This window comes from Roseobacter sp. S87, assembly GCF_055693285.1.
Map to the genome: position 1 here is coordinate 239620 of NZ_JBVFTR010000004.1, position 25976 is coordinate 265595.

Here is a 25976-nt window from a genome sequence, read left to right on the forward strand (position 1 = left end):
ATGATAACAGAACCCAAGGTTCAGTTATTTGTGACAGTGAGTACCGGCATGCAGTTTTTGCGTATCATCCTCGTCTGCTTTGTTTTTCTGGCAGGTCATAGCGCGTTGGCGGAGCAGCGTGTTCTGCGTATTGCGACGGGCGATTACGCCCCGTTCACGGATCAGGCAGCGCCCGATGACGGCATTGTCAATGATGCTGTCCGTCAGCTTGCCCGGACCGCGGGTTTCGACGTTGCATTTGAATACATGCCCTGGATGCGTGCGCTTGAAATGACCCGGGCAGCACATTTTTTTGCCAGTTCCTACTGGTATTTCAGTGAAGACCGGACCGCAGATTTCATTCATGTGGGTCCGGTTGTTTACGACAGAATGGTGCTGATCCGCAGAGAAGATACGACCTTGCCTGACTGGGAGAGCATGGCTGATCTGAAGGGTATCACGATTGGTGCGGTCACTGGCTACACCTATACCGAAGACTTCTGGGAGTTGGCGGAAAGCGGTGCATTGCGGGTCGAAACCGCGCAGAACGACGAGGCCAATCTGCGAAAACTGCTGGCCGGCCGGATCGATGTTTATCCGATGAGCGAAGAGAGCGGCAAAGCATTGATGTCCCGGATTTTCTCGGAAGAAGAACGGTCGCAGATCACCATGGAGCCGAAGCCTCTTATGGTCACCGAAGGATACCTGCTGGTGTCCCGCAATGCGAGGGATGCAAAGGAAATTGCGATCAGACTGCAGGACGCGCTGGACCGTCTGGGACCGGCCACTGCTCAGGAAAACGGATGACGGCACTTCCAGACTTTGATGGGTCGCCGACGCGACGCCTCAGCCATGTGCTTGCAAAGATCACGCTGTTGCTGGCGCTGGTGCTGGGGGCAGTGTCTGGCGGCATCCAGATTTGGGTTGACCTGCGACAGGAAAAAGATGCGGTTCAGTATTCTGCAGAAGAATTCCTGACCAGTGTTGCCCCGTCTGCGGCGTCTGCGGCATATAACTTTTATGGTCCCGCAGCCGAACAGGTGGCTGAAGGGCTTTTTACGCAGCGGGCCATCACATCTGTGAAGATCCTGAACGAAGGTCAGGTCATGATATCGCGGGAGCGGGACATCGTGCCCACTCTGCCACGCATCGGGCAGGTGACCGAAGCGGACCCTGTCGTGCTGGAACAGCCCTTGATGACACCGCCGGAAACCGGGAGGTCCGAAGTCATCGGCGCGATTATTGTGACTGTGGACAGATCAGTCGTCGCACCGGCCTTCGTAAACCGCATGGTTTTTTACTTCGTCTTCGCAACCGTAAAGAACTTCCTGCTTGGCATTCTGCTTATCCTGATCGTTTACGGTGCTCTTGCCCGCCACATTGTCAGTCTGGCCGATACGACACGACGCTGGCGTCCTGGCAGTGACCCGTTGCGGGTTGATAATGCCCCGCGGCTGCTGCGTGGCACAGAGCTGGACCTGTTGTCTCACCGCCTGCGGCATCTTACCGATGCCGCTACCGGGCGCATCAACGAAATCGAAGCCTCCCGCGAAGCAGCGATGCAGACGAACACAGAACTCAGCCAGAAATCAGAGAGCCTGTCTCAGGAAGTGCGCGAGCAGAACATTCAGCTGCAACGCGCAAACGCCCGCCTGCGGGAACTGGCGGAAACGGATGCGCTGACGGGGCTCTATAACCGCGGTTCCTTTGACAGGATGGCCGCCGCCGCTGTTGAAAGAGCCTGTGCAAAGGGCAGCGAAGTTGCGGTCATGCTGATCGATGTAGACCACTTCAAGAACTACAACGATTACTACGGACATCAGGCGGGTGATCGCTGTCTTGTCGAGGTGGCGGGTTTGCTGCGTGCCGTACTTGAGACGGCGCATTCGACCGTAGCACGCTATGGTGGCGAAGAGTTCATTGCGCTGTTTGAAGGATACAGCGCAAGGGATGCTGATGAGTTGGCGGATGAGCTGCATTTCCGGCTCAGGCAGGCCAGCGTTGTGCATCAGCGCTCTCCGGTTGCCGGTCATGTAACCGTCAGTGTAGGAGTCGCAGCCGGACAATCGGCCGGCCCCCGTCCACGACACAGTTACATCACCTGATCGCTCACGCTGACGAAGCGCTCTATGAAGCCAAGCGCCATGGCCGCAACCGCACAGTTGTTTCGACCGATGAACTCAGGAACCGCGTAGAGCAGAAAAGAAACAAAGCGCGCGACCTGCTGACAGCTGTCGATACCAGAGCATTTGAGCCGTTCTTTCAGCCCCAGTTCAATGCAGTTACGGGGCGGATGGTCGGTGCCGAAGCGCTCGTCCGCTGGCGTCGCGAAGACGGCACATACGCGTCGCCGGCAGTCTTTTTTGAGATTGCACGGGCCAATGGGTATCTGCCGCTGATTGACCAGATTGTACTTGAACAGGTTTCAGCGTTTCTGGTGCAGGTACAGCACCAGGGGCTGTCGGTTCCGCGTCTTGCGCTGAATACGCCGCGCGCAAACCTGCTTGAAAGACGCTACACAAAAGATGTGGTTGCTCTTGCCAGATCCGGCGGCACGAAAATCGCGCTTGAGCTTCTGGAAACGGAAGCCGGGGACGAACCGGATGACGTTTTCATGTGGCAGCTGGAAGCTCTCAGGGCGGAGAACGTCGAAATTGAAATAGATAACTTCGGGACCGGGCATACTTCGGTTTTGAGTTTGATGGGACTGCGTCCTTCCCGCGTGAAGATTGGGCGCGAGATCATATCCCTGATGAGCAACAGCGGCGAAAATGACGACATCGTGGACAGCATCGTCAGAATGGGACGCTCGATGGGGTTAGAGGTTATTGCCGAAGGTGTTGAAGATGCCGATGTCTCAGAGCGTCTTGTGCGTCTGGGGTGCCCGGTGCAGCAGGGGTACTTCTTTGCGAGGCCGATGCCTGCTGCTGATTTTCTGAAAGCCCTTCCCGCTTTTGGCCAGCGATTGGGGGCCTGAGGGCGGCACACGATCTGCCGGTGGCGGTTCCCGGCAACCTGCAGTCGCCCCTAGTTATCAGATTTTCCTTGCGCCACTGGTGAACGTTTGGCGACACTCGCTGCAAAAGTCTGGCCGGAAATGGACCTTGCATGAAACTGACTGCCTCTGAAAAGGCGCTGCTGGCCGGCGAGGAGGGAACGCAGGGGGAGCGCATGACGCTTGACCTCGTGATTGAGGCGGCACGGATGCTTGGCGCGCGCGAACTCATACCGATCCGGTCTGCCCACATTGATGGCTGCCTTTACCATGGCTCTGCAGGTGTTCTTTATTGTGAGGCGCTGGCCGCAGGCGGCGCGCGTGTGCAGGTGCCCGCAACGACGAATGTTGGCGCGCTGAACCTGCTGCGGCCTGACCAGTGCCGACTGTCCCAACATGAACGGGTCATGGCATATCGCCTGATGGTGGCGCACGAAAAGATGGGGTGTCGTCCGAGCTGGACCTGTGCGCCCTATCAGGCAGGCGCGCGACCAGGCCCGGGTCAGCAGGTGGCCTGGGGGAATCCAACGCTGTCGCCTTTGCCAATTCAGTCCTGGGCGCGCGGACAAACAGGTACGGAGATTTTCTGGACATCGCATGTGCCGTGTCTGGACGGGCGCCGTATTACGGTCTGCACGTTCCCGAAAACAGGTTTGCCCGCCTTGTAATCGACACGACCCGGCTGCCAGTGTCACTGAAGCAACAGGAAACGTTCTTTCCGGTATTGGGGGCACTGGTTGGCAGGCTGGCGGGGGAAACTGTCTGTGCTGTGACAGGAGTTCCCGGTGACGCGGGCGAAGATGACCTGAAAGCCCTGTGCGCTGCCGCGGCCTCTACCGGCGCGGTGGCCCTGATACATCTGGTCGGTCTGACACCGGAGGCGAAAGATCTGGACGAAGCGCTGGGCGGGCAGATCCCACAAGAAACGATCCGGGTCACGCCGCAGATGTACAGGGACGCCCGCGCGGGTCTCAGCTGTGTACCGGACGGTCCGATTGACAGTGTTGCTTTCGGCAGTCCGCATTTCAGCGAAGAAGAGTGCAGGGCGGTATTGCGTCTGGCGGGCGGGCGCCCTTTTTCTGTTCCGGTTTATATCTGCACAGGACGGCACACCCTGACGGCATTGCAAAGCGACGCGGCAGATCGCGCGCTGCAGGATCTTGGGGCAGAGTTTGTTCTGGACACATGCGTGGTGGTCACGCCGATCCTTCCCGCCAAACCCGGAGTTATGATGACAAACTCCGGGAAATTCGCGCATTATGCGCCCGGAAACACCGGGCACCAGACCGTATTCGGGTCCATGGAGGAATGTGTGCGCAGCGCGCAATCCGGTAGAGTCGTCCGGCAGAAAGAACCCCTGCCATGAGAGTTCAGGCAGATGTTCTGTACACCGGCACTGCATGCGCGGAGGTGCTTCGTCTGACCGAACCTTTGAGCTTCTGGGGAGGTGTTGACCCGAAGACGGCGCGCGTCACACTGGCCGGCCATCCGCAAATGGGGGAAGCAGTGACGGGCAGGGTGCTGTTGCTGCCAAGGCTCATCGGGTCGAGCAGTTCGTCCGCAGTTCTGCTGGAACTGCTGTACGCCGGGAGCGCTCCTGCGGCTCTGATCATGACGGCAAGGGACGCCATTTTGCCCATTGGCGTTGTTGTCGCGGGACAGATGGGGTGGCCCACGATCCCGGTGCTGGTTGTAGAGGAACTTGTCTGGCAGACAGGCGACCGTGTCACGATCGACCATGATGGGTGGATCGGATCGTCCTGATCGCGGGCGCTTATTCTTTGAGTCTGCCTTCCAGCTTCTCAAGCAACCTTTTTGTCCCGGCCAGGGTTTCACGATCGAAAACGCCTGCGCCCGCGCGGTGCACGCGCCGCAGATGTTCGACAGCCCTGCTCAGATTACTGCGAAGGTAACGCAGTTTCCCGGTGTCAAAACGCCGGTAGCGGCGCTGTTCGTCAATCCCGAAACACCGCATGATATTAGCCGCCACCGGATCTTTCGGGATTTTTGCCCGGCCCATCCGCCGGTCGAGTATCTCCTCCAGATCATCTCTGGCCCGGCCCAGAACAGCTGATCCGCCGAGCGCGAAAAAGGTGCCGACATCCTGTCGCATCAGGACGGTTTCGACCTCAAACTCTTCTTCAGGCGAATGCGGTCTGGCCACGAAAACGGGCAGTGTGTTCGACGCCGTGATGGTCTCTTCATCACCAAGCTGGCTGGCATCGGCTGCATCGGTCAGCAACGTGCAGAAAACCTGAATGGCATAGTGTCCGGGTTCTGCAAAGCTGAAGCCATCGGCTCCGAAAGTCAGATTGATGTTCTCGCTGTGAGAGGCACCCGGCGCCAGCATGCGGATCTGGCTTGTGTCTGCACCTTCTGAGTCCGATATGTTGCTGAGATCAAAACAGCGGGACACGATAGGGTGAAAATGGACCGCGTGATGAGCGGTTTTACTGCTCCTTGCGGTTTTTTCGATACGTACACTCAGAAAGCCGCCTTTCGGGTCCGGGAGTCTTTTCCGAAGGGGACGGCCGCGGGCCCTGTGTTGGTGACCCTGATCTCCAGAAAGACCTGCTGGCCGAACCGGAAAGCGGCTGTCCGGACGTCCGGATCCGGCGGCAGAAGCTCCAGCTTCAGGCCGCTGGCACTCTGATCCGTTGCATAGGGCGTGTACCCCCTTGCACTCTGGCTCCAGTAATCGGCAGAGTGAAACGGATCACCGCCCGGGATGATCTGATTGCGGGGCGCGTGGCGCAGAAACTCGAGTTCATCAGGGTCAAATGCAAATGCGAAGCGCTCCCAGTAACCCTGCTCGCGCCCGCCGCCCTGATACTGCCAGGGGTAATTCATGAATGACGCAGAATCCGCGTGCCCGACGTCCGGCCCGAAACGGTGCGACAGGTTCAGACCATGACCAATTTCGTGCACGGCCGTCTGGATGACTTTCCGGTCCGGGGCATCGGTCACCCATTTCCTGATTTCGCGTTCGAACACAGCGCAGCCCTGGCGTGGCAGTTGGGCTGACGTGTCGAACATAACGCCAAGCAGGCGTTCGCGTTTTGGCCGTCCGAGCCAGAGAAGCTGTTGCCGCCAGGCCGGACCGTCAAGGCTGGTATCCGCCAGGTCTGTCATCAGCGTATGCAGTTCCGCCTGGCCCCAGCCGTCTTTCTGTTCGGGTATCCGGTTGCGGACGCCTGTGTCAGTGACTTCGAAACCGGCATCCTGCAGCGCCGACTTTACTGTGATCTGCCGGCGGCCGGATTTCCAGGTGGGGGGCGGTTCCGTGCCGTTTTCCATCTCCATTTCGATGCCCAGCCGCCGCAGATAGGGCGACTCCCACTCCGCCGTCATCTCAAAGGTCGTGCGGGCGGGCAGGCCAGGCAATGCGCCATCGACGTGCAGCGCAATCACAATGGTTCCGCCTGCAAGCGACGAACGCAGCCAGACAATGCCATGCGCTGTGGTGCGATCACCGGCACAGAATTCAGCGGGCCAGCCCGCAGAAAGCGTGGCATCAGGTCTTACGCCTGGTACGGTGCGGAAGGAGGCGAGGTAATCTTCGCGACCGGCCCGTCTGCCCATCAGGTCGCCGGAGATCACGCCGGTTCCTCTGATATCCATCCGCAGTTCAAGGACCAGCCGCGCGTTGCCGCCGGTGTAGCGGCCATCCGCGACGGGTGGCAATTCGGCGGGCAGGCCGATCGCGCCAGCAACTGTGTCCGCCGGCAGGATGTCCAGACCGGCGCCGGATCCGCCGCCGGAGAAGCCGCCGAGGAAGGGAGGGCGCACGGAAGGGTTTTTGCGGTGACGAAGGCGGCAGCACGCTCAGGGTAGCCCCGGACCCACCACCACTGAAGGACCCCGGCATGGATCTTACGCGGAACGGTGCGGGCGCGGCGCTGCCACCCGATGTAGGGGCCGGGGACGGTGCTCTTCTGGCGCCAACCGGCGCCCCATTCTCATCCACAAGGACTTCGATGTCACCGAAAAGCAAACTCACAATGTCTGTATCGTCTGACATATTGTCCTCTGATTCCTGTTGTTACTTTGGGGGGGCAAACGTCCGGACAAGCTGGTCCTGACTGGCAGAAACGGCTCTGTTCAGCGTCCACGACTTTTCGTCCGGAACGATTTTCAGGCCACAGGCGAGTTCGGTGCCGTCGAAGGCGTAGTTCACCGATTCATAGGCAATAGCGACAGGTTTCTGCAGCGTGCGCTCAAACTTCAGTGAATTTCCCTCGACGCCAACGAAGCTCACCGCGTCTTTTTCCACAGTCGATCCACTGCCCTGAGCTGATTTTTCCAGAGCCGAGATCAGACGCTCCAGATCCTGCGACGATGCTTCGTCCCCGATAGTGACGTTGACTTCGAAATCCCCGGGCAGAGACTGGGTTGTCTTTGCGGTATCCGGCAGCGGGCTCGTGGCGCGGGATGCGGCCAGCCGAGCGATCCTCGCACTGCTGTAGCGGTAGTCGATCTTTCGCGTCATGTACGTCCGCGTCACGACCGCGAAGTAGCAGGATCGCGAACTTGCACAGAATTCGTTCGGCGCAATTCCCTGGTCGCGTCCGATTGTGCTGGCGATGCCCAGAGCATTCTCCGGTCTGACACAGACAGTGTTCCAGAATTCGTCAGAGAACCGGTCGTATTGCCGGCCTACTGTGGCGTTCACGGCGCCAAAGGGGACGCCGAAGGAACGGGTGTCCGTAAAATCGATGCTGACGCTTTCATTTGATCCGAAGGACAGCCCGAAAGAACTCAGAAAGCCGAAGCTGCCCAGAGCCCCGCCCTGCGAGGCCGCGCCGGAAATTGTCGGAAATGTTACCAGCGGCAACGAATTCCGTGCTCCATTGTTCAGGGCAACAGAGCCCGACCCGAAGTCCTGTTGTTTTTTCTGAGGATCGAAGTTGGTGTCCAGGTTTCCGGTTGTATTCGTATTTTCAAAATTGATCCGGGAGTTCAGGTATCGGTTGGCCTCGTCCCGGATCGTGTCAAGCGTGCCCATCCAGACACTGACGGTTTTCTCCGGATCGTTCGGGGAGGCAGGTTCTGTTGAAACGAGGAAAACGTCGCCCACCTGCAGTTCTTCTCTGGGGGGATAGACCGGCGTCAGACCAAGCTCCCGCACCACTTCGAAATATTCATCGCGCAAATCTTTTTTGGGCAGCGCCGAGCATGCCAGAACCAGGAAAAGGGCCGCAAAGGCGGCTGTTTTTACAATTTTGTCAGACCGCATCGCATTTCCTCACCTCAATTGTTCTTTTTTGTTTTCAGAAACCGCATTGGATTTCGTCTGCCGCTGACCGCAACACATCGTGACGTGTTGGTCCCTGATACGATGACGGACGTCGTGAAAAGACGTCGGCCCACTGCTGATCGGTCAGGTTCAGGCAGGCATAGGTTACCGATGTGCCTTTGTGCCGGGACTGCGCGAAGGGGGCCGGGTCCTGACCACCACAGAACGATCCCGCCCCGTCGTCGGGGAGCGTACATTTTTTTGACCATGGCACTGTTTGGCCATGGTTGCGCGCACGTCACAAGATCCACCGGTCACTGGGCCGGACAGCCGGCCATAACGGGCTGAAACGACATATACACCGGGTTTTTGTGTTTTGTCGCCGGGCACGACGGCGTCGATTTTGCTGCTGAGGGAAGTCAGTTTGGAGACGTCTGCGAGGCGCAGTACCTTTGCGATATCAGCTGACGGCTCCAGCATTTCGGTCATCAGAATGATGCGGTTGTCGAGAGCTGTGTAGAACAGGTTCCGGTCGACGCTTTCCAGAACCTGCCGCAGGCCTGTCAAAGCAGGGATCTGGACCGTGCCGCCCGCAACCGGTGAGGATGCCTGGATCAGCGCCGAAAGGATTCCGGCGCGCGCAGAGATGCTGTCTTCAACAGAGAGCAGATCAACTTTGCCGATCACCGTTTCCAGCGTGAGGACTTTGCGCCGGGTCTCGTTGCTGACAAAATCGAGCTCCTGGCTGGTGTGGGTGGTCAGCGCATCCACCAGCATGCTCAGAAACTGGTCTTTGCGGGCGTCTTCATAGTCGAAGACCGCTTCGCGCAAATCTGCAATGGCGGGTGCGATGGTCCCGTTGTCAAGGCTGCCGCGGATCGTGGCGGCGGAAGCAGTCAGCTCTGCGCTGATTTCTTCGTCGGTCGGGTTCAGTGCTGCGTTGATGCGGGCCGCGAGGTTTTCCAGAGACTGCCGGAGTGCTGCATCTGTTTCGCCCGTCGCTTCCAGCCCCGATGCAACCTGGTCCAGTTGTTCAATCAGCTCCTGGTGCGGGGACTGCGCCGCAGCATCCTGTGCCGCACCCCAGAGAAACAGTGCTGCGGCCAGATGGAAACAGGTTCGCCCGAAATTGTTGAAACAAGGCATAAGTATTCTCCAATAGGGAGAATTCAGCGCCAATAGTTAACGTCTGTCAACTTTTTTGGCGTGGGCTCAGCAGACAGCCTCCGGAACTGTGATTCACCTGCACCATGGAAAATGGTGCCGTTCCAGGCCTGATGAAGCCGTGCGGGGCGGTGTGTTCGGTGGGTCGACAGACCCCGGGTTACGACGCGGATGCGCTGTCATAGGGTGTCTGCAGGGTGTAGCCCGCGTCAAAGGCGCGCTCCAGCAGAGCGGTGCGACGGGCGTCCGAACCTTTGGACCCACACAGAAGCTCCAGCCGGCGGTTCTGGAAGCCAAAGTACCCGAACGTGCCGTTGATCCAGGCATTTTCAAGGTCAGCCTTGTGGCCAAGTTTCTCCATTTCATCCGAGCGGGCACCAGCAGGCACCAGAAGAACACCTGTCCGGGGCCGCTGAAGCGAGACGTCCGGATCGGCCAGCTGGTCATAGGCCCAGCCCCAGGTCCAGATCCGGTCGACCCAGCCTTTCGTCATCGCGGGCATGCCCCACCAGAACAGCGGGAACACAAGACATACTGCGTCTGCATGGGCAATCCGGGCCTGCTCCTGCAGGACGTCCGCCGGTGCACCGGAATCTTTGTCTGCTTCAATGTCCGCCATTGACCACCGCGGATCAAAACCCTCTGCGTTCAGGTCCGCCAGCTCAGTGGAGTGGCCCGCCTTTTCGGCTCCATCCATGAATGTCGCAGCAACCGCGGCTGTGAAGGATTTTGGATCGGGATGATCAAGTATCGTCAGAACGTGCATGGATCCTGCCTGTCAGTCATCATCACTCCGACCGTTTCATGGTCACCGGAAAATGAAAAGACGGATGGCCACGCGATACGGTGGTTTGTGGCTTGGCCTGGGTACCTCAGATGCGTTCCTTGTGTGAGATGGGGCGTTCCCACGGGGGCGTTCTTCCGATTTCAGCGATCAGAAAGTCCATGAAAACCCGTACTTTGGGCGACAGAACGTTGGAGCGCGGATAAATCAGCCACAGAACGTCGCCCTCGGCGCTTTCGAAATCGGGCAAAACGCGGACCAGGCGTCTGGCAGTGAGGTCTTCGTGCACGCTCCAGAGTGCGTTCAGCGAAATACCGGCACCCGCCAGTGTTGCGTTTTTCTGACTGGTGCCGTCATCCATAATCAGCTGGCTTCCTGCTGCTGCCGGATCGAACACGCCGGCTTCGCCGCTGGTCGACACCATTGGTCTCGCCCGCATCCGTCCAAAGGCGATGAGCCTGTGCGCGGTCAGGTCCGAGGGCTTTATCGGTGTCCCGTGCTTTGCCAGATAGTCGGGAGATGCGCAGAGAATGCGGGTGTCATCTGCAAGTTTGCGGCCCTTCAGGCTGGTGTCAGGCAGGGGGCGCTGCGCAGCGCGAGATCATAGCTGCCTTCGATCAGATCAAACTGTACATCTGACAGCCGAAGGTCGAGCGTCAGATCCGGGTAGCGGTCCAGAAAGGCGGGCAGTACCGGCGCGATATATTGCTGCGCAAAGGTACTGGGTGCTGCAAAGCGCAGCGTGCCACGGACGTCCGCTGTGCCCTGTCCAAGGGCGGCCAGAGCAGCTTCTTCCTGCGCGATGATCTCGCGCGCGAAAGGCAGCAGTTCTTCACCTTCGGCCGACAGCGACACTTTCCGCGTGGTGCGGTGCAGAAGCTCTGCGCCAACGGCGTTTTCGAGTTTCGCCAGCCTTGCACTTGATACTGCCGGTGCCAGACCAAGCTGCCGTCCGGCCGCGCTGATGTTGAGAAGTTCGGCTGCCAGAACGAAGAGGCGCAGGCCGTCGGTATCGAGGCTCATTATTTAGATTTTCCGAATTATGTTTCCGAAATGCGGCGGTTTACCCTTTTATATCTGCATAACATATTCACCGTCAATGAAAGGCTCCATGACAGAGGAGGCGCTGAACATGCGCACCGGAACCGTGAACTACCATGTGCACAAACCGCACCGCCAGGCTTTCGAACTGGATGCAGGCGGTATTGCCGGGAACCTGATTTCGCCAGAGCTGGCGCCAACGCTGGTAGAGGTTCGGGATGACCGCGCCTCCGAAGAACCGGTTCGTTTCGACACAGATTCCGTGGAATTTGCGGGAAGTCCGAGCAGTGTCAGCGACTTCGAAACGCCTGGCTGGGAAGAGGTCTACGACGATGAACTGACAACCCTGCTGACGGACAGGCTGGGTGTTCGCGAAGTCCTTATTTTTGATCACACCGTGCGTACTGATGATCCGGAAGCCAATCGGAAACCGGCCCGCAACGTGCACAGCGACTACAGCGAAGCGGGCGCGCGGCAGCGTCTCGATGATCTGCTCGGGTCCGAACGGGCGGCCGAATGGGCAGAGGGGCGCTTCGCCTTCATCAACGTCTGGCGCCCGGTCGGGCATCCGATCAACAGCGCACCCCTTGGATTTGTGCGGCCCGCAAGCGTGGCACCGGACGACTGGATTCTGCTTGATCTGATCTACCCTGACCGCAAGGGTCAGATCATGGGACTGGTTGCCAATCAGGATCATGAATGGGTTTACCGTTCCGAAATGAGACCGGACGAGGTGGCTTTTTTCAATATTTATGACAACCGCGGTCTGCCGTCGGTCGCGCACAGCGCGCTCGATATGGTTGAAAACCCTGCCGTCACAACCATCCGTCAGAGCATAGAGAGCCGTACGCTGGTGCGGTACTGAAGGTCAGAAACCATGCTTGATAAGCAAAACGAAATGTCATTTGCGCCGATCAACCGAGCGTACAACAGGGTCTTTCGGCCACGCCGGCTGAGTATTGGTCTGGTGCTGCCGCTGGAGACTTACGCAGTTGGTGCGGCGCCGGAAATGAAGGCGCATCTGGAGGCTGCGAGGGCAGCTGAAACACTGGGATTTGCAGCTTTGTGGTTGCGCGATGTGCCGTTCAATGTACCGGCGTTCGGGGACGTGGGGCAGATTTTTGATCCCTTTGTGTATCTTGGCGCGCTGGCGACAGCGACCGACGACATCGGCCTTGGCACAGCCAGTGTTATTCTTCCCCTGCGCCATCCCGCGCATGTTGCAAAGGCCGCTGCGACGGCCGACGTGCTCTCCGGTGGCAGGCTTCTGTTCGGTGTGGCATCAGGCGACCGTCCCGAGGAATACCCGGCGATGGGCGCGGACCATCATGATCGTGCGGCGCGTTTCCGGGACAGTTTCGAATATATCCGCGCTGTTGCTTCAGAATTTCCGCGCCACCGCAGTGCGCAGGGCACGCTCGCAGGCGACATCGATCTGCTTCCCAAGCCTGCAGGGGCGAGGTTGCCGCTTCTGATCACAGGTGGCAGCCAGCAAACGCCCGATTGGGTCGCACAGAATGGCGACGGCTGGATGACCTATCCGCGCGATGCTGCATCGCAGGGTCGCGTAATTTCGGACTACCGCGCGCGTCTCAAAGCGCATGGCGCCCCTGACAAGCCCGTGATGCAGTCGCTCTATGTCGATCTGCTGGACGATCCCGACGCGCCCCCGGCGCCGCTGCACCTTGGGTTTCGGTCCGGCAGCAGATTTCTGCTCAGGTATCTGAAGGAACTTCAGACGCTGGGCGTTAATCACGTCGCACTGAATCTGCGGTTCAGCCAGGGCGATATCTCACAGACGCAGCAAAGGCTTGCCGACGCACTGCTGCCCGAATTTCACTGAAGGACACCTGACATGACGCGTACCATTCTCATCACCGGATCGACGGACGGCATCGGCTTGCTGACAGCCGAAAAACTCGCAGCCCAGGGCCACCGGGTTCTTTTGCACGGGCGCAATGCGGCGAAACTCGATGCAGCAGCGGCGCAGACAGACGGGCAAACAGAAACGTATCTTGCTGATCTTTCCGACATGGCGTCTGTCCGGCAGCTGGCCGCAGACATCCGAAAAAACCACGACAGGCTTGATGTTCTGATCAACAATGCGGGAGTGCTGAAAAGCCCGGACCCTGTGCTCGCGGATGGCACTGATATCCGATTTGTCGTCAACACTTTCGCACCGTACCTTCTGACGGAACTTCTGTTGCCGGTCATGCCGCCGGAGGGTCGAGTAGTGAACCTGTCATCTGCTGCACAGGCGGCCGTGAACACGGATGCGATGGCGGGTGGTGCCCGGCTTTCGGACATGGATGCTTACGCTCAGAGCAAACTGGCTATTACTATCTGGACCCGCGAGTGGGCGCGCATGTTGCCTGATGGTCCGGCGATGATTGCCGTAAACCCCGGGTCGCTGCTCGCCACCAATATGGTCAAGGAGGGCTTTGGCATCGCGGGCAATGATCTGAGCATTGGTGCCGATGTTCTGATCGATGCCGCCACGGGCGCGCGGTTTGAAGGTGCCACCGGGCAGTATTTCGACAACGACAGCGGTGCTTTCGCGGAACCACATTCGGCGGCAGCAGACCCGTCGCATGCGAGCGCCGTTATGCAGGTAATCCGGAAGTATGCCGACAGCCATCGCTGATCCGGCCCGGCAATAACCACCAGACAACGAAACAGATTTAACCCACCCCCGGTGATCACACCACCGGGGGCACAGTAGAGGACTGCCTGATGAAATATGAAAACTTCCAGACATTCGACGTCTCCGTCGATAACGGGATCGCCACCGTGACCTTCGATTTCGGGTCGGTGAACGTCCAGGGCCAGGAAATGCTGGCTGATCTGAACAGTCTGGCCATGCGACTTGAGCGCGACCGTGAGACAAAAGTTGTGGTTTTTCAATCAGCGAACCCGGAGATCTGGGTCTGCCACTATGACACCGATCTGCTGAAGGACATGTCGACCGATGCCGTATCACGGGATGAGGCGCAGCTGCTGGACCTGCAGTCAGTCTGCGAGCGCATCAGCAAAGTGCCGCAGGCCACCATCGCCAAACTTGAGGGGTTCGCGCGGGGCGGGGGGCATGAACTGGCGCTCGCGCTGGATATGCGGTTCGCGGCGCGCGGAAAATTCAAATTCATGCAGATGGAAGTTGGCATGGGTATTCTGCCCTGTGGAGGCGGTGCGTCGCGCATGGCACGGCAAACCGGTCTGGGCCGTGCGCTGGAAATCATTCTGAGCGCGCAGGATTATGACGCAGACGACGCAGAACGGATGGGGACCATCAACAGGGCGCTCGACCCTGATGAAATTGGTCCGTATGTGGACGCTCTGGCGCAGCGCATTGCGCAGTTCCCGGCAGAATCGATCAATGCCTGCAAACAGATGGTGTATGAGTCCATCGACAAGCCCATCGCTGATGCCCTGAAAGCAGAAGCATACTGGCTTTACCAGGCGACCAGCAAAACGCCGGCCGTCAAACGCTTCACGATCGCGGATGAACAGGGTCTCGAGCACGATATCGAGAACCAGCGCAACTGGAGTGAGCTTGTGATGAAGGTGCAGGAGATCACCGACTGACCCCCATTCTTCAACCGGTCGCTGCCTTCGCGTGGCGGCCGGTTTTTTCGGCGCCCGTTGCTTTGATTGCAAAGCTGCGCGCAGTCCGCCCTGTGCGTCAGGGGGCGCCTTCAGAACAGAGCGCCGCAATTCGCAATTTCTGCGCGGTCCGGCCATACTCGCGCCAGAATTCTCTCGTGTAAGTTGTTGAAATAGGTCATGACTGCTGTCGGGTCTTGATTCACACAACATGCGCACCCATATTGAATGTATACCACAGTACACAATTATAAGGCCGGATAATGTTCGACCTATTTCTGACGGAACCCTATGTTCCGTTTACAATTTCGCTCGCCCTTTTGTTCGGGCTTTTGACACTGGAACTTGTCCTCGCACTGCTGGGTGGCACGCTTCTGGGCATGGGCGCTGATGCTGATCTCGATGTAGATATCGATGTTGCCGACCTCGGCGATTTTGACCTGGATATCGACGGTGCCGATCTTGCAGAGGTGGAACTTGCTGATATCGACGCGGACTATGACGCCGGCGCACCAGGTGCAGACGGCGTCGGACCCGCGTCGTGGCTTGGATTTGGCCGGGTTCCGGTGATGATCTGGGTGGCTGCACTTTTGCTGGGTTTCGGGCTGGCCGGTGTGATTGTCCAACAGTTTGCCGGAACACTTCTGGGTGGCCCTGTACCCGCGGCTGTTGCAGCTGTTCCGGCCGCCGTTGCCGGGCTGTGGTTCACGCGTCGTTTCAGTGCACTATTTGCGCGCCTGCTGCCCAAAACCGAAACCACCGCGGTGTCGGGGCGCCATCTTGGACGCCGGACCGGCACGGTAACGCAGGGTACCGCACAGCGCGGGAAACCTGCGGAAGTGCGTGTCACCGACCGTCACGGGAATACGCATTACCTGCGGGGTGAACCGCTCAAGGATGACGCCGCAATTCCCGTCGGTACATCCGTTCTCGTGCTCAGGCACCGCCAGACTGAGGGCTACCGGCTGGTACCCCTCGATGAGGGCACCTGACCCGTTTCTGACAACCAAACAATACCTGAACCGCCAACTGAAGGAGTGTTATTTTGGAACCCAGTTCAATTCTGATTATCGTTATAAGTGTTATTGCATTTCTGGTGCTTGTGGGCCTCGTGCTCGGGCGACTTTACCGGCGTGCCACAAGAGAGGTCAGCCTGGTTAAAACCGGTGCAGGTGGCAAACGTGTCATCATGGATGGCGGTACGGTTGTGGTCCCGCTGTTGCATGAAATCAGCCCGGTAAACATGAAGACCCTGCGTCTTGAGGTGCAGCGGTCGCACGAGGGCGCACTGATCACCAAAGATCGCATGCGCGTTGACGTTGGCGTTGAGTTCTATGTCTCGGTCAATGCAACAGAGGAAGGCATCGGGCGCGCGGCGCAGACACTGGGCGACAGGACCTTCTTTGTGGACCAGTTGCGTGAGCTGATCGAAGGTAAGCTGGTCGATGGCCTGCGCGCCGTTGCGGCGCAGATGACGATGGATGAACTGCACGAAAACCGGGCTGAATTTGTTCAAGAGGTTCAGAACGCTGTTTCCGAAGACCTGCTGAAAAACGGCCTCGAGCTGGAATCCGTTTCGCTGACTGCGCTTGACCAGACACCTTTTGAAGCGCTGGACGAGAACAACGCCTTTAACGCGGTCGGTATGCGCAAGCTTGCGGAAGTGATCGCGACGTCCAAGAAAGAGCGCGCTGAAATTGACGCAGATGCAGATGTGTCTGTGCGTCGTGCTGCCATGGAAGCCGAACGCCTGAAACTGAAGATTGATCAGGACGAGCAGCAGGCCGCCATTGCGCAACGACAGGAAATTGCGATCCTGGAGGCAGCGCAGCAGGCAGAGATTGCCCGGCGTCAGGAAGATGCGGAGCGCGAAAAAGAGCAGGCGCGGATCAAACGTGAAGAAGCCATCCGTGCAGCAGATATTGCGCGCGAACGCTCGATCCGCGAGGCGGAGATCACCCGCGACCGTGAACTGGAAGTCGCGGATCAGGAGCGCCAGATTATCATCGCCGTGAAGTCCGAGGAAGAAAGCCGGGCCAGTGCTTCCGCTGACGCCGCACGTGCCGAAGCGACAAAGGCATCCGAGAGCATTGAAACAGCGCGTTCTGTTGCGACGGCTGAGCGGACCAAGAGCATCGCGCTCATCGAAGCGGAACGGGAAGCGGAACGGGAAGCAACGCGCATCCGTCTTGCAGCTCAGGCCGAAAAGGACGCCGCACAGGACCGTGCAGAAGCGCGCCGTGAAGAGGCCCGCGCGGACGCCGATGCGCTGACCATCCGAGCGGAAGCCAAAAAAACCGACCTGCTTGCTGAGGCAGAAGGCCGGCGCGCGATCGTTGAGGCGGAAAACGCGATTGCCGAGGAAATCGTCAATATGAAGGTTGCTCTGGCCCGTCTGGAGAAGCTGCCTGAGGTCGTGGCTCAGATGGTGAAACCTGCGGAAAAGATCGATTCCATCAAAATCCACCACCTTGGCGGTATGAATGGCCTGCCGGGTGCTGGCGGTGGTGCCGGTGGCAGTGAAAAGGCGCCGATCAACCAGGCGCTGGATTCCATCATGGGAATGGCCGTGCAGATGCCTGCCCTGAAAAAGCTGGGCGAAGATCTGGGCGTCTCTATGGAAGATGGTGTTGCAGGTCTGACAAACAGTCTTGCCGGAGATATCACCGAACAGAAAAGCGCGGGCGCTGTTGAAGACAGTAGTGGTGATCCTGCAAAACTGGCCAGCCCGGAGCAGGACGGCACCGCAACCGCCGCAGAATAATCCGTCCTTTTGGGCAGGCGTCTCGTGATACGTCTGAGCGGCCAAAAGACGGTGCGGTCTGACCCTCCGGTCCCTTAACCCAGCCTGCCGGTCCCGGAACCGGCAGGCTTTTTTGTTCAGGGGTTTCTGATGGTCCTCGGGTTCGTGAGAAACCAGCGGTTTCGAATGTGGACCTGACAGGATAGTGTCGGCGAAAACCACGCAAGATTAGCCTGCCCGGATCCGGCAGGTCAGCACAGGATTGCCGGAATGTTCACAATTGAGGGCGCACAGGTTTTTCTGCCGGATGAGATTGCAGAAACCAGCGTCACGGTCGCAGATGGCCAGATCGCTGACATTGGCGGACCGTTGCAGGGTGATGTGATCGACGGGCGCGGACTGATCGTGGCTCCAGCCCTGATCGACGTGCACGGCGATGCGTTTGAGCGCCAGCTGATGCCCCGTCCGGGTGTATTCTTCCCAACTGACACTGCGGCGATTGACACCGACCGCCAGCTGGCGGCCAACGGCATTGCCACCGCCTATCACGCGATCACACTGGGCTGGGAGCCGGGGCTGCGCGATGTCGCCCGGGGCAGGACCGTCATGCAGGCCATCCGTGATCTGGCGCCACGCCTCACGGTCGAAAACCGGGTGCAGTTGCGGTGGGAAACCTTCGCCTTTGAGGCAATTGAAGTCATTGAGTGGGCGCTGAACGGACCGCTGCTGCCTTCGGTCGCCTTCAACGATCACACCTCCATGGCCATGCGTGCGTTTGACGTTTCCGTGCAGGACCGCGCATTCGAATTTTCGCCGGAATTCGCCGTCGCATCCCTTGATGACACGCGCATGAAACAGCGGGTCGCCGCAAAAGCGCGGCGCTCCGGTCTGGAAGAAGACGCATACATCAGGTTGCTGGCGCGGATATGGGACAGGCGCAGCGATGTGCCGGACATGATTGCCCGGGTCGGACAGATGGGGCGTGCCGCAGGGGCTCCGATGCTCAGCCACGATGACACGCGGGCGGAAACCCGCGCCTTCTTCCGCGCTCACGGTGCGGCGGTTTCGGAGTTCCCGATGGTGATGGAGGCGGCCCTGGCAGCGCGGGCAGAAGGAGATCCGATCATTTTTGGTGCGCCGAATGCGGCACGTGGCGGCAGTCACATCGGGTCACTGGCGGCTGCAGATATGGTCGAGGCCGGGCTGTGTGATGCACTGGCATCGGATTATTTTTATCCGGCGATGCTGGCGGCGGTTGCGCGGCTTGATGAAGAACGGCGCGCGGACCGGCTGTCGCTCTGGTCACTGGTCTCGGACGGTCCTGCTCAGGCGATGAAGCTGACTGATCGTGGCCAGATCACTCAGGGCAGGCGCGCTGACCTCGTGTTGCTTGACTGGCCCGAAGGTGGAGCGCCTTCGGTTCTCGGAACATGGGTGGCTGGCCGGTGCGCCTTCCGCGCTCTCCCGGCAGGGTGAGGTTGTCAGGCGATGACATCAGTGGTGCGGCGGGCACATTTGGCTTAGATCTGAAATCATACCCTAAACGGAGAGTGCAAGTGTCTGCAGACAGCATCACGGAACGGAGCAAATTTGCGGAAGCCCTGGCGAAAGAGGCGGGGGAGGTCGCACTTGGATACTTCAGCGACCGCGACTCCCTTGTTGTCGACCAGAAGGGTGCGCAGGACTGGGTCAGCGAAGCCGACCGCAACGTCGAAATCTTCGTGCGCGAAAAAATTGCGGCTGTATTTCCGGACGATGGGATTGTGGGCGAGGAGCATGCGCCCAGAACCGGGACCAGTGGCTTTGTCTGGGTGATTGATCCGATCGACGGTACGACGAATTTTGTGAACGGCATTCCTGCATGGACGATCGTTCTGGCGGTCGCCAGCGATGGCGCCACGCAACTGGGCGTCATTCACGAACCCAACGTGGGGGAAATATATACGGCGGTGCGCGGCGGGGGTGCTGCGCTCAATGGCAGGCCGATGCAGGTCGCCAGCGGCGTTGATCTGGCCAGTGGCACGGTCTCTGTCGGCTATTCCAACCGCGTGGATGCCGAGCATGTGGTCCCGGTTATTGCAGCACTTGTTGAACGCGGTTCACTCTACCACCGAAATGCCAGCGGCGCGCTGTCGCTCGCTTATGTCGCGGCAGGCCGCTTGCTGGGCTATGTCGAGGAACACATGAACGCCTGGGATTGCCTTGCGGGCCAGCTGATGGTCCAGGAAGCCGGTGGCATGATCGAGGCACAGAATGCAGATGAGATGATTGCTGACGGTGGACGGGTGATCGTGGGAACACCTGATGTTTTCGATTCACTTGTGGACATCTGTGACGGCGCCTGGCGGCATTGAAGCGATCAGCTTATGCTGCGCCAGCCATGCTCGGGGCGGAGCGTTTGCAAATCGGCGCTCCAGTAGTGGCCCTGTCCGGGCTGGTCGAACCGACGGCTGATCTCCTGACCGGACAGATGGCACCAGAGCAGTGTTCCGACAGCGCCGTGGGTGACGATCGCAAGGCCGCCGCCGTTGTGTTGCGCGACAACCGACCGGACAGTTTCCACAATTCGGCCTTGCGCAGCCTGCGCAGTTTCCCAGCCACGGAAACTGGTTTCAGGTTCGGCAAAGAACGCGTCTGCCGCCGCTTCAAACTGATCAGGTGGCAGGAACCCCGTCGCACTGCGGTCGTTTTCGCCAAGTGCCTCATGCGTTCTGACGCTGCATGAAGCGCGTTCCGCCAGGATTTCAGCCGTGTTCAGGGCCTTGCGTTCCGTGCTGGACCAAATCGCCCGGACGCCGGACATTGTTGCACTGGATGCAAAAATCTCTGCGCGCAAGCGCCCCGTCTCGCTGAGGCCCCATTCTGTGATCGGGACGTCCGGTGAGACAACGACTTCAGGGTGGGAAATGATGATCAGCCTGCCGTTGGTCATCCTTCCGGCAACAGGACAGGGCCGCGCGCTGCAAAGGACATGCGCACCTGCGCGCCGGTCTCGAGCGGTTCGTCCACGTCGTCTTGGACGGCAAAGACCTGCCCGAAATCGCCCGTCAGCGTGTATTCCATGCGGACGCCGACATACGTCGCCTTTGCAACTGTTGCGGCGATCCCGGTGTCCGGGCCGATCATGATGCGCGATGGTCTGACGGCGAGGGTGGCCGGTCCGGGCGGCATCCCGCGGGATGGCAGGCTGTGACGGTATCCTTCGATTTCGACAGTGGCCACATCCGCTTCGACAGAAATAATGGTGCAGCTGATCAGGTTTGCTTCACCGATGAAATCCGCGACGAACCGGTCAATGGGTGCGTCATAAAGCTGGCGTGGCGTGCCGATCTGGGCAATGCCTGCGTTGCGCATCACAACGATTTCGTCGGAAACGGCAAGCGCTTCTTCCTGATCGTGCGTCACATAGACGACGGTCAGGCCCAGATCCTGTTGAATGGCGCGGATATCCTCGCGCACCTGGCGTCGCAGCTTGGCATCAAGGTTCGACAATGGCTCGTCAAAGAGCAGTACCTGCGGTTCCAGCACAAGAGCACGTGCCACAGCGACACGCTGTTGCTGACCGCCTGACAGCTCGCTGGGCAGGCGGTTGTCGAAACCCTTCAGACCAACGAGGTCCAGCCCATGCAGGGCGCGTGTCCGCGATTCATTTTTGTCGAACCCGGAAAACGTCAGCCCGTACATCACGTTCTCCAGAACGCTCATATGCGGGAACAGCGCGTAGGACTGGAACACCATCGACACGTCCCGGTCTGTTGCAGGCAGGCGGGTCACATCGCGGTCACCGATCATGATCCTGCCCGACGATGCCATTTCAAGACCGGCAATCATCCGCAGCGTGGTGGTCTTGCCGCAACCCGAGGGGCCAAGCAAAGTCACCAGCTTGCCTGCTTCGACATGCAGGTCGATGTTGTCGACTGCTGTGACGTCCCTGCCAAAGACCTTCGAGACACCCTCGAAACGCACGGGTGCCGCTTTGCTGGCGATCTTTGGTTCGGTCATGTCGTTTTCTCTGTCCCGGTTTGTGTGCGCCGCCCGATCTGAACGCGGCCCACAAGGAATTGCAGTAGCCCGACGGCGGCGAGCATCACAAAGATCAGCGTCGTCGAATAGGCAATGGCGAGGCCGTAGTCGTTGTTCTCAACGCGGCCGATGATGTAGCTGGTCGCCATGTCGTATTCGGCCGAGACCAGAAAGATCACCGCCGAAATCGCGGTCATGGCGCGCACAAAGCTGTACACGAGGGCTGCCAGAATGGCCGGTCGCAGCAATGGCAGGATAATACGCCGGAAGGTCTGCCATGAGTTGGCGCCCAGTGTGAGCGACGACTCGTCCAGGGATTTGTCCAGCTGCGACATGGATGCGATGCCCGCACGCACTCCGACGGGCATGTTGCGGAAGATAAAACTGACCACGAGGATCGCGCCTGTCCCGGTGATCTCAATCGGGGGGACGTTGAACGCCAGGATGTAGCTCACGCCGATGACGGTGCCGGGAATGGCAAAGGACAGCATTGTGCCGAACTCAAAGGCGTTCTTTCCGGCAAAGCTCTGCCGGGTAAGCAGATAGGCCGTAACCAGCCCCACAGCCGCCGTCAGTGGTGCCGCAATGGCCGCAATGGTGATCGTGGTCCAGAAGCTGTCCCAGGCAGCGCCTGTCCACCGGATACCCTCTTCTTCGAACCGCACAGAAAAGGCCGTGACATAGTGTTTCAGCGTCAGTGAATTGTTGACGCCCCAAAGCTCCACGATACTGCCGTAGATGATCATTCCGTAAACCACCGCGGTGAAAAGTGCCCAGATCAGGGCAATGGTCAGCACCGGAATGGCAAGAGCGCCGGGCATCAGCGGATGCACACCCGCGTCCCCCTTTCCGGACACGGTCGTATAGCTTTTCTTACCCAGCCAGGCGCGCTGGGCGTAAAAGGCTGAGAGCGTGAAGAACAGCAGTACCATAGCAAGGACGGCAGCCCGGCCCTGATCGTATTGTGCCCCCACAATGGCAAAGAAAATCTCGGTCGACAGTACGTCGAAATTGCCGCCCAGCACCAGCGGGTTGCCAAAATCTGCCATCGACTCGATGAACCCAAGCAGGAACGCATTGGCAAGGCCCGGACGCATAAGCGGCAAAGACACGGTGCGGAAGGTCTGCCACCTGCTGGCGCGCAGTGTCTGTGCCGCTTCCTCCATTGAAGGGGACACGCCTTCGACTACGCCGATCAGAACCAGAAAGGCGATGGGGGTGAACGCCAGTGTCTGAGCGATCAGGACGCCCGGCATTCCGTACAGCCAGCGCGTCGGCTGCACGCCGAAGAGTTCAGAAAAGAAAACGGTGACGGACCCGGAAAGGCCAAACAGCAGGATCAGTGCCAGCCCGATCACAAAGGGCGGCGTGATGATGGGCAGCACGGTCAGCGCGCGCATCCCGCGTTTAAAACGGAAGCCCGAGCGGGTCACGACCAGCGCAAAACACAGCCCGAGCACGGTTGTGATGAACCCGACCATGACGGCCAGAAAGAGTGAGTTCCAGGCCGCGCCGCACCGGCACCCCGGAAGCACCCAAGTCCCCACAGCCGGTCGTCAAAGAACTTTGAAGCAAACACCGAAGCGGAATAGGCTCCGTCTTCGGTTACGAATGCCGCAAACAGCATCTTGGCAATCGGGAAGAATACGAAGGCGGTGACAATCGTTATGACGCCGCCGATGGCGCTGACCACAAAGACATCGCCGTTGATAGCCCCGCGTGCAGCGACACCCTGCGTCAGCAGAAATAAAAAGGCGGAGGCGCAGATCATTGCGCCGTAGCCCATACCGAACTGCCGGATTTTGGGCTCTCCGAAGAGTGCTTTCAGCCAGTCGAAACTGAACCCGCGAATGCCGATTGAGAAGCCCTGTGCGATGAGCCAGCCGAACCCAAGCGCGCCGGCCAGGATCAGAATGCGGGCATACATCGGATCGGACTTTGGCCGGCTAAGAGCCAGCAGCGGCAGCGCAAGCGGTATGAGCAGGGGGGCCAGCCAGAGCTTTTCGGCCTGTCCGATCAGAAAGGCGGCGGGCGCGTAATCCTCATCAAAAGGATAGCCATCTGCCAGCCAGGCAAACGACCAAAGCCCGTCCTCGACCATATACCATGGCAGAAGACAGTAGCCGGCCCACCCGGCAATGATCCAGAAGATCAGAACCGGATGGGTCGTTTTTGTATCTTTATCAGTCACTTACTTACTGAGGTAGAACGGATACTTCTTCATCCCACTTCTGCAGCAGCCGCTTGCGCTCATCAGAAGAGCCGTACTTCTTGAAGTCGTAGTCGATCAGCTTGATCTGGCTCATATCAGGTGCTGAACCCGATGTCTCGGCAGCGGTATTGGACGGAACCTGGAACGCATTAACCTCAAGAGCCAGGTTCTGAGCATCCGTGCTCAGGGCCCAGTCATAGAACTTCTTGGCTTCGTCCTCGTTGCGTGCGCCTTCAATGATGGACATGGAACCGATTTCGTAGCCGGTACCTTCACAGGGTGCCACGACCTTGACCGGAAACCCGGATACAGCCTGTTTCACAGCGTCATGCATAAACACGATGCCGATGGTGTTTTCACCACGGCCGGCGGCCTTGATCGGCGCGGACCCCGATTTGGTGTACTGGTTGATGTTGGTGTGCAGGCCTTTCATGAACTCAAAACCTTCGTCTTCGCCGAAGATCTGAACCATGGAAGCCAAGGTGGTGTAAGCCGTGCCGGAGGAATTCGGGTTCGCCATCTGCACGTGCCCTTTGTACTCAGGCTTAAGCAGATCTTTCCAGCAGGCAGGCTCCGGCAGGTTGTTTGCCGCCAGAAGATCTGAGTTGTAGCCATAGCCAAGCGCGCCGGAATAGATCCCGATGGTCTTGTTGCCAGCACTTTCAGCCTGGCTGATCGCCCAGTCGTGCAGCTGATCACGCATCGGCGATACGTATTCCATCGTCAGGCCTTCTTCTGCGGCCTGAAGGTGCGGATCTCCGGTGCCGCCCCACCACACGTCACCTTTCGGGTTCGAGCTTTCAGCGCGGATCTGGGCAAAAGTCTCACCCGAGGATTTGCGGGTCATGTTGACGTCGATGCCCGTCGCATCCTCAAAGCTGCGCGCCATGAGCTGGCACCAGTCTTCCTGAGCAGAGCAATAGAGCGTCAGTTTGTCGGCCTGCGCAGCGCTCAGAGACGCCGTCAGAGCGATCACCGATCCCGCCAGTGTGGTCGTAAGTTTTTCCAATGTATTTCCTCCCAATTGTGTCGGATACCGCGCGGGGCAGTTTCCGTCATGCTGTCGCACGGAACGGGTGCAGGTCTGTGTTGCCTGATTATTTGCGCTGCCCTCTGGCTGCGTCATCCCCCCATGTGACCTGATGATCACAACACTGTGCCGGCATTTCTGCAAGAAAAATCGCATGGTTGCGGAAAGGCTGCACCAGATTCGCTGTCCAGAGAGGTACCGGCGCGTTCAGGTTTCAGATCCGCTGCAGCCGCCAGGTCGGGACCAGCGAGGACTTTTCCGCATAGGCTCCGGCATCCACGCCGGAGAACATACCGTCGCGTTCTACAAGAACAGTACGCCACCCGCGCGCCGCCGCGCCAAGGATGTCCGTATGCAGTGTATCGCCACACATAACGATCCGGTCGCTTGCAATGCCCGGCAGCGCGCGTTCGACCATCTGAAATACTTCAGGAAAGGGCTTTCCGAAGAACCGGATGCTCTCCAGCCCGTTGTCGGACAGCAGGTGTCCGAAGTGTCCGGGCTCAAGAGAGAATCCGTGATCGCGTGGAGCTGCGACGTCGGCATTGGCAATGATAACCGGCCTTGCGCGGTTTTGCAGGGTCGCGGTCAGAATGCTCTGCTGTTTCGAGGTCCATGCCGCTGCCGACAGGAAGAGAAAACCCTCCGCGTCGTCAAAGCCAGCCGGGTCATCGGCAAGTTTCAGGGTTTCTGCAGGAATATCAGAGAGGTCATCCCCAGGGGCGGCGATGCATCCCCAGAGCCTTTGATCCAGCGCCTGTAGCGCCGCATCCCTGCTGGTGATGATCTCATGCGGTTCGATTTTCACACCGAGCCTGCGGAACTTTTCGGTTGCTGCATCATGATTGTAGCTTGCTGCATTTGACAGAATGCGGATTTGCCGGCCTGCGGCACGCAGCTGATCCAGACGCTCTGCGGCGCCGGGGATCGGAGTCTCACCAACGTTCAGCACGCCGAATGCATCAAAAACGAAAGCCTCCGCGGCGTCCGAAATTTCCATCAGCGACGAAATGCGTGTGGTCCCTGTGTCAAAAACTGCGCCTGGGAGCCGGTGACGGACCGACTGATAGCGCTCGAAAATACTGACTGCGTCTTCCATGGGCTCCGCCGGATGCTCGGTACGGCACACGTTTTGCTGCCGGTTCCGTGAAACGTAAAGCCCACAGCGG

Annotated in this window: 21 protein-coding genes and 3 pseudogenes; 13 read left to right on the plus strand and 11 right to left on the minus strand. The window is 59.1% G+C overall.

What is annotated here, in order from left to right; translation table 11 throughout:
- The first annotated feature begins 48 nt into the window (after positions 1–48).
- From ACZ1HA_RS02020 to ACZ1HA_RS02040, 5 genes and pseudogenes are all read left to right on the plus strand, one after another.
- Entirely contained in the window at positions 49–786 is a 738-nt protein-coding gene (locus ACZ1HA_RS02020; RefSeq protein ID WP_472712661.1) for a substrate-binding periplasmic protein, read from the plus strand.
- On the plus strand, positions 783–2084 hold the full coding sequence (locus ACZ1HA_RS02025) for a GGDEF domain-containing protein (RefSeq protein WP_472712662.1): 1302 nt from the start codon (positions 783–785) through the stop codon (positions 2082–2084). The genes ACZ1HA_RS02020 and ACZ1HA_RS02025 overlap by 4 nt, the downstream gene beginning before the upstream one ends.
- 119 nt (positions 2085–2203) lie before the next feature.
- The gene (locus ACZ1HA_RS02030; RefSeq protein ID WP_472715267.1) at positions 2204–2956 is read left to right on the plus strand and encodes an EAL domain-containing protein; all 753 of its coding nucleotides are present in this window, start codon (positions 2204–2206) and stop codon (positions 2954–2956) included.
- 131 nt (positions 2957–3087) lie between these two features.
- Positions 3088–4340 (plus strand): annotated as a pseudogene (locus ACZ1HA_RS02035) (aconitase X).
- Positions 4337–4738, plus strand: coding sequence for an aconitase X swivel domain-containing protein (locus ACZ1HA_RS02040; protein WP_472712663.1), 402 nt, complete (start codon positions 4337–4339; stop codon positions 4736–4738). Before ACZ1HA_RS02035 ends, ACZ1HA_RS02040 begins: the two are co-directional and overlap by 4 nt.
- A gap of 10 nt (positions 4739–4748) precedes the next feature.
- Here ACZ1HA_RS02040 and ACZ1HA_RS02045 read toward each other — a convergent pair whose 3' ends face one another.
- The 6 genes and pseudogenes from ACZ1HA_RS02045 to ACZ1HA_RS02070 all read right to left on the minus strand — a co-directional run bounded on the left by ACZ1HA_RS02045 (position 4749) and on the right by ACZ1HA_RS02070 (position 11181).
- The gene (locus ACZ1HA_RS02045; protein ID WP_472712664.1) at positions 4749–5324 is read right to left on the minus strand and encodes a hypothetical protein; all 576 of its coding nucleotides are present in this window, start codon (positions 5322–5324) and stop codon (positions 4749–4751) included.
- Positions 5325–5458: 134 nt separating this feature from the next.
- Complete coding sequence (locus ACZ1HA_RS02050) at positions 5459–6763, minus strand: hypothetical protein (RefSeq protein WP_472712665.1); 1305 nt, start codon at positions 6761–6763, stop codon at positions 5459–5461.
- 253 nt (positions 6764–7016) lie between these two features.
- Positions 7017–8210 (minus strand): hypothetical protein, encoded by a 1194-nt coding sequence (locus ACZ1HA_RS02055; protein ID WP_436397688.1) that lies wholly within the window; start codon positions 8208–8210, stop codon positions 7017–7019.
- 165 nt (positions 8211–8375) lie between these two features.
- Positions 8376–9356, minus strand: coding sequence for a hypothetical protein (locus ACZ1HA_RS02060; protein ID WP_472712666.1), 981 nt, complete (start codon positions 9354–9356; stop codon positions 8376–8378).
- Between the two features lie 178 nt (positions 9357–9534).
- On the minus strand, positions 9535–10140 hold the full coding sequence (locus tag ACZ1HA_RS02065) for an NAD(P)H-dependent oxidoreductase (RefSeq protein WP_472712667.1): 606 nt from the start codon (positions 10138–10140) through the stop codon (positions 9535–9537).
- Between the two features lie 106 nt (positions 10141–10246).
- Positions 10247–11181, minus strand: a pseudogene (locus ACZ1HA_RS02070) (LysR substrate-binding domain-containing protein).
- A gap of 88 nt (positions 11182–11269) precedes the next feature.
- Between ACZ1HA_RS02070 and ACZ1HA_RS02075 the strand changes: the two are divergent.
- The 8 genes from ACZ1HA_RS02075 to ACZ1HA_RS02110 all read left to right on the plus strand — a co-directional run bounded on the left by ACZ1HA_RS02075 (position 11270) and on the right by ACZ1HA_RS02110 (position 19896).
- A complete protein-coding gene (locus tag ACZ1HA_RS02075; RefSeq protein WP_472712668.1) occupies positions 11270–12064 on the plus strand; it encodes a CmcJ/NvfI family oxidoreductase in 795 nt (264 codons plus the stop codon).
- 12 nt (positions 12065–12076) lie between these two features.
- Complete coding sequence (locus ACZ1HA_RS02080; protein WP_472712669.1) at positions 12077–13042, plus strand: LLM class oxidoreductase; 966 nt, start codon at positions 12077–12079, stop codon at positions 13040–13042.
- A 12-nt stretch (positions 13043–13054) separates the two neighbouring features.
- Positions 13055–13843 carry an SDR family NAD(P)-dependent oxidoreductase gene (locus tag ACZ1HA_RS02085; RefSeq protein ID WP_472712670.1) on the plus strand — a complete coding sequence of 263 codons (789 nt, stop codon included), beginning with the start codon at positions 13055–13057 and terminating at the stop codon, positions 13841–13843.
- A gap of 89 nt (positions 13844–13932) precedes the next feature.
- Complete coding sequence (locus ACZ1HA_RS02090) at positions 13933–14781, plus strand: enoyl-CoA hydratase/isomerase family protein (protein WP_472712671.1); 849 nt, start codon at positions 13933–13935, stop codon at positions 14779–14781.
- A 281-nt stretch (positions 14782–15062) separates the two neighbouring features.
- The gene (locus ACZ1HA_RS02095) at positions 15063–15791 is read left to right on the plus strand and encodes an OB-fold-containig protein (RefSeq protein ID WP_472712672.1); all 729 of its coding nucleotides are present in this window, start codon (positions 15063–15065) and stop codon (positions 15789–15791) included.
- Positions 15792–15844: 53 nt separating this feature from the next.
- The gene (locus ACZ1HA_RS02100; protein WP_436397679.1) at positions 15845–17563 is read left to right on the plus strand and encodes a flotillin family protein; all 1719 of its coding nucleotides are present in this window, start codon (positions 15845–15847) and stop codon (positions 17561–17563) included.
- A 249-nt stretch (positions 17564–17812) separates the two neighbouring features.
- The gene (locus ACZ1HA_RS02105) at positions 17813–19018 is read left to right on the plus strand and encodes an alpha-D-ribose 1-methylphosphonate 5-triphosphate diphosphatase (RefSeq protein WP_472712673.1); all 1206 of its coding nucleotides are present in this window, start codon (positions 17813–17815) and stop codon (positions 19016–19018) included.
- An 80-nt stretch (positions 19019–19098) separates the two neighbouring features.
- The gene (locus ACZ1HA_RS02110) at positions 19099–19896 is read left to right on the plus strand and encodes an inositol monophosphatase family protein (RefSeq protein ID WP_472712674.1); all 798 of its coding nucleotides are present in this window, start codon (positions 19099–19101) and stop codon (positions 19894–19896) included.
- A gap of 5 nt (positions 19897–19901) precedes the next feature.
- Here the strand turns inward: ACZ1HA_RS02110 and ACZ1HA_RS02115 are convergent, their stop codons facing one another.
- The 5 genes and pseudogenes from ACZ1HA_RS02115 to ACZ1HA_RS02135 form a co-directional block, all read right to left on the minus strand.
- Complete coding sequence (locus tag ACZ1HA_RS02115; protein ID WP_472712675.1) at positions 19902–20474, minus strand: histidine phosphatase family protein; 573 nt, start codon at positions 20472–20474, stop codon at positions 19902–19904.
- A complete protein-coding gene (locus tag ACZ1HA_RS02120) occupies positions 20471–21544 on the minus strand; it encodes an ABC transporter ATP-binding protein (RefSeq protein ID WP_472712676.1) in 1074 nt (357 codons plus the stop codon). Before ACZ1HA_RS02120 ends, ACZ1HA_RS02115 begins: the two co-directional genes overlap by 4 nt.
- Positions 21541–23756, minus strand: a pseudogene (locus ACZ1HA_RS02125) (ABC transporter permease). Before ACZ1HA_RS02125 ends, ACZ1HA_RS02120 begins: the two are co-directional and overlap by 4 nt.
- Before the next feature lie 4 nt (positions 23757–23760).
- A complete protein-coding gene (locus ACZ1HA_RS02130) occupies positions 23761–24786 on the minus strand; it encodes an ABC transporter substrate-binding protein (protein ID WP_472712677.1) in 1026 nt (341 codons plus the stop codon).
- Between the two features lie 235 nt (positions 24787–25021).
- Positions 25022–25906, minus strand: coding sequence for an HAD-IIA family hydrolase (locus ACZ1HA_RS02135; protein WP_436397676.1), 885 nt, complete (start codon positions 25904–25906; stop codon positions 25022–25024).
- Positions 25907–25976 lie beyond the last annotated feature (70 nt).